This window comes from Marinomonas alcarazii (assembly GCF_003208215.1).
Lineage (GTDB): Bacteria > Pseudomonadota > Gammaproteobacteria > Pseudomonadales > Marinomonadaceae > Marinomonas > Marinomonas alcarazii.
Map to the genome: position 1 here is coordinate 1,002,638 of NZ_QKLW01000001.1, position 12,986 is coordinate 1,015,623.

The following is a 12,986-nucleotide window of genomic DNA, read 5'->3' on the forward strand; positions in this document are numbered from 1 at the left end:
GGTCTTAGGCATAAAAAACGCCAGCGCGATGCTGGCATTTTCTACTTCATGCTAGTAATACCTTATGACAAGTGCTTTAGTAACGCCTCTACACTCTCTTTTGCGTCACCAAATAACATGCGTGTATTGTCTTTAAAGAATAGGGGATTCTCAACACCAGCATAACCTCGGCTCATCCCTCGTTTAAGTACAATGGTCTGCTTACCATGCCAAGGCTCTAGCACTGGCATACCTGCAATTGGGCTGTCAGGCTCCTCATTGGCCGCGGGATTAACAATATCATTTGCCCCGATTACGATAGACACATCAATGTTTTTAAAATCATCATTGATTTCGTCCATCTCGTAGACAATATCGTATGGAACCTTAGCTTCTGCCAACAAAACGTTCATGTGCCCAGGCATACGACCAGCTACTGGGTGAATACCAAAACGAACATTCACACCTTTATCACGAAGCTTCTTGGTAATTTCATAAACTATATGCTGCGCTTGAGCTACAGCCATACCATAACCAGGTAGAATCATTACCTCTTTAGCATCTGCCAACGCTTGCGCTGCTTCTTCAGCGTGGATCTCAATAATCGTACCCTGTGGCTCAGCGTCTGTGGCTACACTTGATTTATTGGCCTTCTTTCCACCAATACCACCAAGAATGACATTCAGGAACTTACGATTCATAGCACGACACATGATGTAGCTTAGGATCGCACCACTACTGCCGACTAGCGCTCCGATCACTATTAGTAAGTCGTTACCCAGCATAAAGCCCATAGCCGCAGCTGCCCAACCGGAATAGCTGTTTAGCATAGAAACCACGACAGGCATATCAGCACCACCAATAGCAATGACCAAATGCGCACCAAAAACAAAAGCCAATAAGGTAATTATCATGAGGTAGTTCATGCCTTCTGCTGCACCAACTTGAGCAAACTGCACAACCAAATACACAACAGCAATACAAATCAGAAGATTGAGTAAATGACGAGCAGGTAATCTAAGCGGCTTGCCAGAAACCTTGCCACTCAATTTTAGATAAGCAACTAAAGACCCTGTAAATGTTACCGCACCAATAAATACGCCTATCGCTGTCTCTACATCATGTATGCGTTGAGCAACCAAAGAATCATACTGCCCATGGCCTAATGCATTTGCAAAGCCAACAAAAACAGCAGCCAAACCAACTAAGCTGTGAAGAATAGCCACCAGCTCTGGCATTTGTGTCATTTCAACCCGCTTGGCAAGCAACCACCCAATTAAACTGCCGGGCACTATGCCGAGTAGTAGCAATTCATAATTATCGGTTACCGCTCCAGCGATCGTGATCACAACAGCAAGCGCCATCCCGAGCATGCCATAAATATTGCCGCGTCTTGCGCTTTCTTGGTGGCTTAGTCCAGCTAAGGCCATGATAAACAACGCGCTTGCCCCTATATATGAGGCGGTCATCATTCCGAAGTTCATTGTTTATCTCCTATTTGCGGAACATTTTCAGCATACGATGCGTCACGGCAAAACCGCCCACAATATTGATACTGGTGATAAAAATCGCCATGGCGGCTAAAATCGATACGATTGGACTGTCACTCGATACTTGGGTAATAGCACCAATGACAATAATGCTACTGATCGCATTTGTGACACTCATAAGAGGTGTGTGTAAAGAATGACTGACGCCCCAAACCACCATGTAGCCAACAAAACATGACAATACAAACACCGTCATGTGAGCCATAAATTCTGCTGGTGCGATAGAGCCCAAACCAAGCAGCAATGCACCCGTAATAAGCACCGGTAAGAGAAAACCAAAAGCACTCGGCTTTTTCTCTTTGGCTTTTACATCCGCTTTTTCTGGTTTCAGTTGTTCGCTAACATCCGATTTCGGTGCTGCTGACAGTCTAGGTGCCGGTGGTGGCCAAGTAATACTGCCGTCTTTCACAACCGTTGCTCCACGAATCACTTCGTCTTCCATATTAAGATCGATCTGACCGTCTTTATTCGGGCATAACTCAGTAAGAAGGTGATAAATGTTAGTGGCAAATAACTGACTGGACTGAGCCGCCATACGGCTTGGCAGATTGGTATAGCCGATAATAGACACACCATGTACATCAATCACTTCATTGGCTTGTGTTAAACGACAGTTACCACCTGTCTCTGCCGCCAAGTCAACAATAACGCTGCCGGGCTTCATTGAGCGAACCATGTCTTCGGTTATAAGCTCTGGGGCGGTTTTGCCTGGAATTAATGCTGTCGTAATAATGATGTCTACGTCTTTTGCTTGTTCTGCAAATAGCGCCATTTCAGCAGCGATAAATTCCGCACTCATCGTTTTAGCGTAACCACCTTCGCCACTGCCATCTTCGTCCTTAAAATCTAAAAGTAGAAATTCGGCGTTCATACTTTCGACTTGCTCTTTTACCTCTGGACGAGTATCAAAGGCACGCACAATAGCGCCCATACTTTTGGCTGCACCAATTGCGGCCAAACCCGCAACACCAGCACCGATTACTAGCACTTTTGCAGGTGGAACTTTACCCGCAGCCGTAATTTGCCCAGTAAAAAATCGACCAAAATGTTGGGCCGCTTCCACAACTGCACGATAACCTGCAATGTTAGCCATCGAGCTTAGGACATCCATTTTCTGCGCTCTCGAAATACGTGGCACGGCATCAAGCGCTACAACATTCGTTCCTCGCTCAGAAAGCTGCTGAAGCTTATTCATATTTTGCGCAGGATGAATCAGACTGATCAGTGTTTGATTCTGCCCTAACAACTCGACACCATAAAATCCAAGTTCTGGGTGCTCAACAGGAGGGCGAACTTTTATTAGTAAATTGGCTTCGTGCCATAGCTTCTTAGTGTCGTGTGTTATTTCAACACCAACAGCTTTGTAAGCTTCGTCTGAGTAGGAAGCTGCAGTACCAGCTCCGCTTTCCATTACGATATCAAACCCTAACTGCTTCACTTTGGAAGCAATAGAAGGGGTCATGGCAACTCTTAGTTCGCCATCTTCTATCTCTTTTGGGATTCCAATTTTCATATTAATGCCATTTTATATTTATTAACGTTAGCCTGAATATTCATCCAATATGTCTGGAAGATACTGCCCTTGTTTCCTACTGAGTAAACGAGTACGAAGTGAGCACAATTAAAAACCAGCTGCTTGTTACGCTATTGCATGCCAGCGTCAACAGCTGTTGTCATAACGACGTTTTATCGAGTTCAGATCAGATGCCAATGCATTGTCTTATTTTTTCAATTGAATAATTGATTCAATCCCGCTTACCTTAATGAAGCAGGGAGTGCGTATCTCAAGATATAAAATGTCGTAATGAGATAAGTTGAATATGAGGGGATGTGCGATCCTGCGACATTGAACGCCGTATGCGACCAGGGATGAAATGTCTGAATCTCGACATTTTATGATGGTGAGTAAGCGACAATATCACCTAAATATCATGAGGTATTATTTTTTGGTTCAGGGCGAATGTGTGCTTTGCATCAATAGGTACTACAATAAAAATAACACTCCCGCCTGTATGAGTTTTTAGCGACTAAGGCGGTTGTAGGAGGATTTATAATAATGACTACACCGAGATTCGTGATTTGGGAACCTACCGTCGGTCAATCCATCATTGATGAGTTTAAGGCCAAGCCAGGCGCCTTACTGCCACTTTTACATGCTATACAAGACCGCTTTTCTTACATCCCAGAAGAGGCCGTAGCACTCATTGCGTCGTCTTTAAAGTTAAGTCGTGCCGAAGTTCATGGCGTCATCAGTTTTTATCATCACTTCCGAACCAAACAACCTGGCCGTCATGTCGTTGAAGTCTGTCGCGCAGAGGCTTGTCAGGCTTTAGGATCTCGTCGTTTAGAAGCTCACGCTAAGAGCGCCTTGGGAGTGGAATACCATCAAACGACCAGCGACTACAACATAACCCTAGAGCCTGTTTACTGCTTAGGGAATTGCAGCTGTGGCCCCTCTGTTCGAGTAGGCGATGAAGTTTATGCCGACATGGATAATCAACGCTTCGATGAATTAATTAGCAGCTTAAAAACTGAACGTTTGGAGGTTCAATAATGGTTCAACGTATTTACATACCTTCAGATACGACAGCGAAAGCACTCGGTGCAGACCGTCTTGCTAAACTGATCAATATCATGGCAAGCGAACAGGGCCTTGAACTGGATATCAAACGCAATGGCACTCGGGCATTATATTGGTTAGAACCTTTAATAGAAGTTGATACTGCAAAGGGTCGCTTTGGTTTTGGCCCTGTCAAAGAAGCCGATTTAGAATCCCTTTTTGCAGCCAAATTTTGGCAAGGCGACGTTGAGCATCCTTTAGCACTCGGTTTGGTAGATGATATCGAGTACCTCAAAAAACAACAGCGCCTAACCTTTGCACGTATCGGAGCGATAGACCCTTTGTCTTTGAGCGATTATCAACACTTAGATGGCTTCAAAGGTCTAAAAAAAGCCCTCAAAATGGATTCGCAAGCACTGGTCGATCAAGTGAAAGAATCAGGCTTGCGTGGTCGAGGTGGTGCAGCATTTCCAACTGGCATCAAATGGCAAACCGTATTAAATGCACCAGCTGAGCAAAAATACATTGTCTGTAACGCAGATGAAGGCGACTCCGGCACCTTCGCCGATCGATTGGTAATGGAATGTGATCCCTTTATGTTGATCGAAGGGATGATTATTGCTGGTTTAGCAGTTGGCGCCACCCAGGGCTATATTTATCTCCGCTCAGAATACCCTCTGGCCTACAAGACACTCAATCAAGCTATTGCTCTGGCTTATGCCAATAACTTGCTTGGTAGCGACATCCAAGGCAGCGACAAACATTTTGATTTAGAAGTTCGTTTAGGTGCAGGGGCTTACATTTGTGGTGAGGAAACCTCATTGCTTGAAAGTCTTGAAGGTAAGCGCGGCTTAGTTCGTGCCAAGCCTCCATTACCCGCAATTGTCGGTTTGTTTGGACAACCAACCGTCGTCAATAACGTGTTGTCACTTGCAGCCGTGCCTTTCATACTAGATCAGGGGGCGAAAGCCTATGCTGATTGCGGTATGGGGCGCTCTCGTGGCACCTTGCCATTCCAGTTAGCAGGTAATGTTAAACGAGGCGGATTAGTTGAATTAGCCTTTGGACCAAAGCTCAGCGAACTAATGTTTGATTTTGGTGGTGGCACACGGAATGGTCGCCCCTTAAAGGCGGTTCAAGTAGGCGGCCCGTTAGGCGCTTATCTACCAGAGTCTCAATGGGATACACAGCTTGATTACGAAGCCTTTGCAAAAGAAGGCGCCGTACTTGGTCATGGCGGTGTAGTGATGTTTGATGACACCGTCGATATGAGTGAACAAGCACGATTTTCAATGGAATTCTGTGTGGCTGAGTCTTGCGGTAAATGTACACCTTGCCGTATAGGTTCTACTCGCGGTGTTGAGGTTATTGATCGTATTCGTTCAGGTGAGAATGTGGACAGCAATATTGCGCTATTAACGGATCTGTGTGAAACCATGGTTGACGGCTCGCTCTGTGCAATGGGCGGCATGACACCATTCCCAGTGCAAAGTGCGATGACACATTTTAAAGAAGATTTTGTGAAAAACGCAGCTTCAACCACGAATATAGAGGAGGTCTAGACATGTTGCAATATTTTGATCCACGTAAAGATTACGGAACACCTGCCTCGCTTAGTGAAAAGCTGGTAACGCTAGAGATTGACGGTGTTGAAACCTGCGTTCCAGAAGGTACGTCTGTTATGCGTGCTGCCGCTTTAATGGATATTAATATCCCTAAGCTGTGTGCGACTGATAACTTAGAAGCCTATGGCTCATGCCGACTTTGTGCCGTCCAAATTGAAGGGCGCCGTGGCACTCCAGCCTCATGTACTACGCCAGCAGAGCAAGGTATGAAGGTTTGGACGCAAAATGAAAAATTAGCCAAGCTTCGCCGTAATATCATGGAACTGTATATTTCAGATCACCCACTAGATTGCTTAACATGCCCTGCAAATGGGGATTGTGAACTTCAGGATATGGCAGGCGCTGTTGGTCTAAGAGAAGTACGCTACGGTTTTGATGGTGAAAACCACCTAGACGCGCCTAAAGATACGTCAAACCCTTATTTTACCTTTGATGCCAGTAAATGCATTGTTTGTTCTCGCTGTGTACGTGCTTGTGAAGAAGTTCAGGGGACCTTTGCATTGACGATTGATGGTCGGGGGTTCGACTCAAAAGTCGCTGCAGGACAGAATGAATCCTTCTTGGATTCTGAATGTGTCTCTTGTGGCGCCTGCGTGCAAGCATGCCCAACCGCAACATTATCTGAAAATTCAATTATCGAATTAGGGCAGCCTGAACACAGTGTGGTAACGACTTGTGCTTATTGTGGTGTGGGTTGTTCTTTCCGTGCAGAAATGAAAGGTGATCAACTTGTACGCATGGTGCCTGATAAAGGTGGTGATGCAAACCACGGTCACTCTTGCGTTAAGGGGCGCTTTGCCTTTGGCTATGCAACTCATAACGATCGCATTAAAACGCCAATGATTCGTGATTCTATTGACCAACCTTGGAAAGAGGTCGGTTGGGAAGAAGCGATTTCTTTTGCAGCAAATCGCTTAAAAAGCATTCAATCAGAGCATGGCCGTGAAAGCATAGGCGGTATTACATCTTCACGTTGTACCAACGAAGAAACATACCTTGTACAGAAACTGATTCGTGCAGCCTTTGGCAACAATAATACGGATACCTGTGCCCGTGTTTGTCATAGCCCAACAGGTTATGGCTTAAAACAGACGTTAGGCGAATCCGCTGGCACACAAACATTTGATTCGATTATGAAGTCGGACTGTGTTTTGGTTATTGGCGCAAACCCAACGGATGCTCACCCGGTGTTCGGTTCTATGATGCGTCGCCGTTTGCGTGAAGGCGCAAGCTTGATCGTTGCCGACCCACGTGAAATTGATTTGTTGAAAACGCCACACCTTGGTAATGCACTGCATTTGCCTCTTCGTCCAGGCTCTAACGTTGCTATGGTTAACGCGCTGGCACATGTTGTTATCACCGAAGGGTTAGAAGATACCGATTTCATCGCCAAGCGCTGTGAAACCGACGCTTATAATAAATGGCGTGCTTTTATATCTGAAAAACGTAATTCGCCGGAGGAAGTTGAAGAAATCACTGGTGTGTCTGCTAAAGCTGTACGTGAAGCCGCTCGCAACTTCGCTAAAGCGCCAAATGCCGCAATTTATTATGGTTTAGGCGTCACCGAGCACAGCCAAGGTTCAACCATGGTAATGGGGATCGCCAATCTTGCATTAGCAACAGGTAACATTGGTCGTGATGGCGTAGGGGTTAATCCACTACGTGGCCAAAATAATGTTCAAGGCTCTTGCGATATGGGCTCATTCCCGCATGAACTACCAGGCTATCAACACGTTTCTGACCCGATCGCACGTGGACGCTTTGAGGCGGCTTGGGGCGTGAGTTTAGATGATGAACCAGGCTTGCGAATTCCTAATATGTTTGATGCCGCCATCGCGGGACAATTTCGCGCCTTATACGTTCAGGGTGAGGACATTGCACAATCCGATCCGAATACCCAACACGTTGAGGCCGCTTTAAAAGCATTGGATTGCCTCATTGTTCAAGATATCTTTTTGAATGAAACAGCGAAATTTGCCCATGTATTGTTGCCTGGTTCTTCTTTCCTTGAGAAAAACGGCACCTTTACAAACGCAGAACGTCGAATTAACCGTGTACGCAAAGTAATGCCCGCGGTTGCAGGAAAAGAAGATTGGGAAGTGACCGTCGATCTTGCAAATGCTTTGGGTTATCCAATGAGCTATAACCACCCGTCCGAAATTATGGATGAGATTGCCTCCTTGGCTCCGAGCTTTGCCGGTGTAAGTTACGAGAAACTCGATAAACACGGCAGTTTACAATGGCCTTGTAATGATCAGTTCCCGGATGGCTCGCCAATAATGCATATGGAAAGTTTCCCGATGCCAGAAGGCAAAGGACATTTTGCTATCACTGAATTCGTACCAACGACAGAACGGGCAAACCGCAAGTTCCCGTTGTTGTTAACCACTGGACGAATTCTGAGTCAATACAACGTGGGGGCACAAACACGACGTACAGACAACCAAGCATGGCATGATGAAGATATATTGGAACTTCACCCTCATGACGCGGAAGAACGAGGCATCAGTGATGGCGACTGGCTTGGCATCACGAGCCGAGCAGGGCACACGGTCTTACGGGCGCGAATCAGTGTGCGCATGCAGCCAGGAGTGGTGTATACAACCTTCCATCACCCAGGAAGCGGCGCAAACGTAATCACCACTAACAACTCAGACTGGGCAACGAACTGTCCTGAGTATAAAGTGACTGCAGTGCAAGTTGAGAAAGTCTCTCAACCTTCAGAGTGGCAAAAAGACTTTGTGGCGAATCACCAGCGTCAGCATAAGTTTTTAGCTGAAGCCACCGTGGCAGCAGCTAGTGAAGAGTGATAAATAAACTAATGCGGCTGAGCCTACTAAAAGGTCAGCCGCTATTAGTCATTGTAATAGGACAGCGGTAGCGAGAATAAGATATGCACCAAACTGAGCAAGAACACTTAATTGATATGATCAATCAGATTGCGATTAACAATATCAGCCTCGGTGATGACTCCGTCGTTGCTGATATGATTGCTGGGCATGTTAAGAAATTTTGGCCACGTCGGATGAAAGTTATTTTAAACGATTATGTGGTTAATGATGGGGGGGAACGCCTTCACCCTGCAGCTTTGTTAGCAAGCAAGAAACTGTCGAAAGAAGGATAATCACAAACCCCAGTTTTACTGGGGTTTGTTTTTTTCGTAATGCAAAAGCCTAAAGTATAGGTAAAGACTCTTTTTGATGACACGATTGCATTTACGCTGGCAGCATAATCGTTGCTTCACCGGTCACAACAACTTTTCCATCACACTCACATACCGTTTTTAACGTTGCACGTCGACGGCGTTCGTTAATGTCAGTCACTGTGATTTTTGTCACGACTTCTTGGCCAATGAAAACAGGTGCGCGAAATTTCAAAGTTTGCTCTAAGTAAATGCAGCCAGGCCCTGGCAATTTCGTGCCAATAGCAGCAGAGATGAATCCCGCCGTTAACATGCCGTGAGCAATAGGCTTGCCAAAAGATGTTGTTGCAGCATAATCCGCATCTAAATGAACAGGGTTTGTATCGCCCGTCACTTCTGCAAAAGTATGGACATCTGCCTCTGTAACCAGCTTGCGGTATTCAATGCTTTGATCGATAGAAAGTTGCTCTAATGTATAACCAGTAGTCATTACCAATCCTTATTTTGTCAATTTTGGTTATGGTACACTTTCAGCGATTTATTCTTAAGAGGTATCTATGGTTAAGTTGGTTATTTTTGATTGGGACGGTACCTTATTCGACTCTATCGATAAAATTTGTCACAGCATGCTGGAAGCTGGGCTCCATATAGGAGCACCAGTCAAAACAAAAGACACTATCAAAAACATTATAGGGTTATCACTCGATAAAGCAGTCAGCACAGTCTGGCCTGAGTGTTCACAAAAAATGCAAAATGACATTATTGAACACTACAAAACACTTTATGTCGCATCAGATCAGGTTCCGCCTTTAGCTTACCCTGGTGTCATGAATATGCTTGATAAACTCCATACTGCCGGTATCAAAATGGCAGTGGCAACCGGTAAAAGCCGCCGCGGACTTAATCGAGCCATGTCTCTAACGAACACGAACAACTACTTCATTACTTCCCGTTGTGCCGATGAAGCAATATCAAAACCCGATCCACTTATGCTCAACCAAATATTAACCGAGCTGGACATTTTCCCAGAGCACGCCATTATGATTGGCGACACAGAATATGATTTAACGATGGCTACCAACGCCGGTATGAAAAGTGTTGGGGTGACTTACGGCGCACATGAAGAAGAACGACTAAAAGCTTGCCAACCGCACGCTATAATTAATAATTTCAATCAACTATCAAATATTTTAGGGCTATAAAAATGAGTTGGACAGAAGACGAAGATCGCGAGCAGTCACTTAAAAAAGCCGAGGGATCGCTGGAGCAAAATAAAGAGAAAACAGAAAGTTCAGACACAGACCCAAATAAAGAAATATGGTCATTACTCGAAAAAACACTCAATGACAATCTGATTGAAAAGCGTCGCGCTAGACGCTGGAAAATCTTCTTTCGTTTTACCACACTCGCTATTTTTATAGCCGTGATGGCGAGCTGGGTTGTTAAATCGAACCTGCAAGACGTCACATTAGAAGAGGACATTGTCGCCATGATACCTATGCGCGGTGTCATTGGAACTGACAACGAAATAGAGTCTTCAGAGTTTGTTTCCTTGCTTGATGCTGCATACAGCAACTCTAGATTAAAAGGCGTCATCATTGAAATGAACAGCCCTGGTGGAAGCCCTGTTCATTCTGGCATTATCTACGATGCCATTCGTTTAAAGGAAAAAAACTATCCAAACATTCCAATTCTAGTGGTTGTAGAGGATATGGCTGCTTCTGGAGGCTACTACATTGCTTCTGCGGCAAATGAGATTTATGCAGACAAAGCCAGTTTAGTTGGCTCAATTGGGGTAATTTCATCTGGCTTTGATGCGAGCAATTTACTGGAGAAAATTGGCGTTGAGCGACGTACTTTTACAGCGGGTCGCAACAAAGCCTTTCTTGACCCATTTTCGCCCATGACGGAAGAAGCCAAAACCAAGTGGCAGGCGGTATTAGATGAAACGCATCAACAATTTATCAACGCAGTAAAAGACGGTCGTGGTGATAGATTGGTTATAACAGACGATGTCTTCTCCGGTATGGTATTCACGGGCTCACAAGCCATCAAGATTGGTTTAATCGACGGCTTAGCAAGTGTAACCGATGTATTGAACACGCGTTTTCCTGACGCTGAGCCCGTTATTTTTGAACCAAAACAGGATACATGGAAAGAACTGGCCAAAGAATTTGGTGTTGAATTGGCAACCAGAGTCATAAGCACTACCAACATCCAGTAAATCATTATCCTAAACAACAAAGCTCCTTCGGGAGCTTTTTTATTGTCTAACATTAAGTGACTTTCTTCTTTATGTTGATAACCAATGGAATTGGAGTGATTGATTTTATTCTTTTAATAAATAAGATAAAATATTTATATAACTTATTTAATTTTAGCAGGATGGCAATAATGGCTCGCAAAGCAAACATAGCAAGAGAAGAAATCCACCAAGCCTGTTGGGACCTACTTGAAAAAAACAGCTTCCCGAATATCCCGCGTCTGGCCGATTACTTTCTGCAAAAGGACGGGCGACGCTGCTCAAACACCACTTTTTTGAACGCTATCACCGAATGGGAAGAAACCTACAAAGAACATCAGCAAAATGAATTAAGTGAACTTAATGACGTATTGCTTCCTGTTTTCAAACGCTTCTCAAGAGAAGTGACTCAAAATATTGGACAACTTCTCGATGAAAAATCGTCCGAAATTGAGCAGCATCAAATACGTAAGCAAGAAGCAACGCAAAGTGGTTATCTGTCTTTGTCATCAGCATTAGTTGAATTACAAGATGCATACGACGCTTTAGCATCAAAACACCAGAAATTAAGCAGCGAAGCCGAAACACTAAAGCAAAAATCTGCACTTAATGAGCAAAGATACCAAGAGGTGATGGCTCAAAATGCGGTATTAAACAGTCAGATCAAACAGGCACAGAAAGACAATACCGAGTTGAGAATAAACCTGGCACAGAAAGAAGTGGATTTAGCCAAACAAGACAATCGACTTTCTCAGTTATCACAAGAGAATCAGAAACTAATAGAAGCGCAGCAGGAGTCTAAAAACGCCAAAGCAAAAGACGAGGCCCAACAGTGGCAAATGATGGCGAAAAAACTCGACGAACTCACCAACTCTATGAAAACCATGCAACGCAAAGATAGAGGCTCGAAACAATAACCGTTATAATGCGGCAAACGCCGTATTCGCGCATTCATTATTAAGAAGAGAAGATGAGCAAAAAACAAACAGCCACTCGAGATTTATCCACCATTAAAGACTTCATTCGTTGGACATTCAGCCGCTTTCAAAAGGCTGATTTATTTTACGGTCACGGCACAGATAACCCATGGGACGAAGCGGTTCATCTAGTTATGGGCGCACTAAAGCTTCCACTAGATTTTGATCGCGATATGTTAGATTGCGCACTGACTTATAATGAAAAAAAGCACCTTCTTAAACTTGTGCAGACACGCATCAGCAAACGCGAGCCTTTGCCATATTTATTAGGCGAAGCTTGGTTTATGGGGCTGCCATTCAAAGTCACTAAAGATACGTTAATCCCACGCTCACCGATCATCTCACTACTAGAAAGTGAATTTTCACCTTGGCTAAAAAACTACCCATTAAATATATTGGACATGTGCACTGGCTCAGGCTGTCTTGGTATTGCTGCCGCCTTAGTATTCGAAGATGCTGAAGTCGACATTTCGGATATTAGTGAAGCCGCCTTATTAGTCGCTAATGAAAATATTCTTCGCCACCAAGTAGAAGACAGAGTGCAAGCAATTCATTCTGATATGTTTAAAGGCTTAGCCGGCAAACGCTACGATCTTATTATCTGCAATCCGCCTTATGTAGATGCTGATGACTTTGCAAATGCGCCAGCAGAATTTCACAATGAGCCGGAATTAGCTTTAACATCTGGCGATGACGGACTGAGTTTTACCCATGATTTTTTAGCCCAAGTCGCGCATTATTTGCAAGATGACGGTATATTAGTATACGAAGTAGGAAACACCGAAGTAGCGTTACAAGCTGCATACCCTGACATTCCCTTTATGTGGGTTGAACTAGAGCAGGGTGGTAATGGCGTATTTATCCTAACTAAAGAACAACTTAGCGAACTATTACAAGAGCAGAATTAACCT

The 12,986-nt window shown here is 44.5% G+C and carries 11 protein-coding genes; 8 read left to right on the forward strand and 3 right to left on the reverse strand.

Features of this window, described 5'->3' with window-relative positions:
* Positions 1-62: 62 nt before the first annotated feature.
* Complete coding sequence (locus DFP75_RS04510) at positions 63-1,463, reverse strand: NAD(P)(+) transhydrogenase (Re/Si-specific) subunit beta (protein ID WP_110572626.1); 1,401 nt, start codon at positions 1,461-1,463, stop codon at positions 63-65.
* A gap of 10 nt (positions 1,464-1,473) precedes the next feature.
* Positions 1,474-3,042 (reverse strand): Re/Si-specific NAD(P)(+) transhydrogenase subunit alpha, encoded by a 1,569-nt coding sequence (locus tag DFP75_RS04515; RefSeq protein ID WP_110572629.1) that lies wholly within the window; start codon positions 3,040-3,042, stop codon positions 1,474-1,476.
* Between the two features lie 543 nt (positions 3,043-3,585).
* On the opposite strand from DFP75_RS04515, the gene DFP75_RS04520 reads away from it, so the two are divergent.
* The 4 genes from DFP75_RS04520 to DFP75_RS04535 all read left to right on the forward strand — a co-directional run bounded on the left by DFP75_RS04520 (position 3,586) and on the right by DFP75_RS04535 (position 8,838).
* Positions 3,586-4,083, forward strand: coding sequence for a formate dehydrogenase subunit gamma (locus tag DFP75_RS04520; RefSeq protein ID WP_110572631.1), 498 nt, complete (start codon positions 3,586-3,588; stop codon positions 4,081-4,083).
* Positions 4,083-5,651: a formate dehydrogenase beta subunit gene (locus DFP75_RS04525; RefSeq protein ID WP_110572633.1), complete on the forward strand. Its 1,569-nt coding sequence runs from the start codon at positions 4,083-4,085 to the stop codon at positions 5,649-5,651. The genes DFP75_RS04520 and DFP75_RS04525 overlap by 1 nt, the downstream gene beginning before the upstream one ends.
* Positions 5,652-5,653: 2 nt before the next feature.
* Positions 5,654-8,524, forward strand: a complete 2,871-nt coding sequence (gene fdhF / locus DFP75_RS04530; RefSeq protein WP_110572635.1) for a formate dehydrogenase subunit alpha — start codon at positions 5,654-5,656, stop codon at positions 8,522-8,524.
* A gap of 83 nt (positions 8,525-8,607) precedes the next feature.
* The gene (locus DFP75_RS04535) at positions 8,608-8,838 is read left to right on the forward strand and encodes a formate dehydrogenase subunit delta (protein WP_110572637.1); all 231 of its coding nucleotides are present in this window, start codon (positions 8,608-8,610) and stop codon (positions 8,836-8,838) included.
* 91 nt (positions 8,839-8,929) lie between these two features.
* On the opposite strand, the gene DFP75_RS04540 is transcribed toward DFP75_RS04535, so the two are convergent.
* Positions 8,930-9,346 carry a MaoC family dehydratase gene (locus DFP75_RS04540; RefSeq protein ID WP_110572639.1) on the reverse strand — a complete coding sequence of 139 codons (417 nt, stop codon included), beginning with the start codon at positions 9,344-9,346 and terminating at the stop codon, positions 8,930-8,932.
* Positions 9,347-9,413: 67 nt separating this feature from the next.
* On the opposite strand from DFP75_RS04540, the gene DFP75_RS04545 reads away from it, so the two are divergent.
* The 4 genes from DFP75_RS04545 (at position 9,414) to prmB (ending at position 12,983) form a co-directional block, all read left to right on the forward strand.
* A complete protein-coding gene (locus tag DFP75_RS04545) occupies positions 9,414-10,058 on the forward strand; it encodes an HAD-IA family hydrolase (protein ID WP_110572641.1) in 645 nt (214 codons plus the stop codon).
* A 2-nt stretch (positions 10,059-10,060) separates the two neighbouring features.
* Positions 10,061-11,080, forward strand: coding sequence for a signal peptide peptidase SppA (gene sppA / locus DFP75_RS04550; protein ID WP_110572643.1), 1,020 nt, complete (start codon positions 10,061-10,063; stop codon positions 11,078-11,080).
* Between the two features lie 170 nt (positions 11,081-11,250).
* Entirely contained in the window at positions 11,251-12,015 is a 765-nt protein-coding gene (locus tag DFP75_RS04555) for a hypothetical protein (RefSeq protein WP_110572645.1), read from the forward strand.
* Positions 12,016-12,068: 53 nt separating this feature from the next.
* Entirely contained in the window at positions 12,069-12,983 is a 915-nt protein-coding gene (gene prmB, locus DFP75_RS04560; RefSeq protein WP_110572646.1) for a 50S ribosomal protein L3 N(5)-glutamine methyltransferase, read from the forward strand.
* Positions 12,984-12,986 lie beyond the last annotated feature (3 nt).

Coding starts and splice junctions, on each gene's coding strand:
- DFP75_RS04510 (WP_110572626.1), bottom strand. CDS start 1,463: ATGAACTTCGGAATGATGACCGCCTCATATATAGGGGCAAGCGCGTTG.
- DFP75_RS04515 (WP_110572629.1), bottom strand. CDS start 3,042: ATGAAAATTGGAATCCCAAAAGAGATAGAAGATGGCGAACTAAGAGTT.
- DFP75_RS04520 (WP_110572631.1), top strand. CDS start 3,586: ATGACTACACCGAGATTCGTGATTTGGGAACCTACCGTCGGTCAATCC.
- DFP75_RS04525 (WP_110572633.1), top strand. CDS start 4,083: ATGGTTCAACGTATTTACATACCTTCAGATACGACAGCGAAAGCACTC.
- fdhF (WP_110572635.1), top strand. CDS start 5,654: ATGTTGCAATATTTTGATCCACGTAAAGATTACGGAACACCTGCCTCG.
- DFP75_RS04535 (WP_110572637.1), top strand. CDS start 8,608: ATGCACCAAACTGAGCAAGAACACTTAATTGATATGATCAATCAGATT.
- DFP75_RS04540 (WP_110572639.1), bottom strand. CDS start 9,346: ATGACTACTGGTTATACATTAGAGCAACTTTCTATCGATCAAAGCATT.
- DFP75_RS04545 (WP_110572641.1), top strand. CDS start 9,414: ATGGTTAAGTTGGTTATTTTTGATTGGGACGGTACCTTATTCGACTCT.
- sppA (WP_110572643.1), top strand. CDS start 10,061: ATGAGTTGGACAGAAGACGAAGATCGCGAGCAGTCACTTAAAAAAGCC.
- DFP75_RS04555 (WP_110572645.1), top strand. CDS start 11,251: ATGGCTCGCAAAGCAAACATAGCAAGAGAAGAAATCCACCAAGCCTGT.
- prmB (WP_110572646.1), top strand. CDS start 12,069: ATGAGCAAAAAACAAACAGCCACTCGAGATTTATCCACCATTAAAGAC.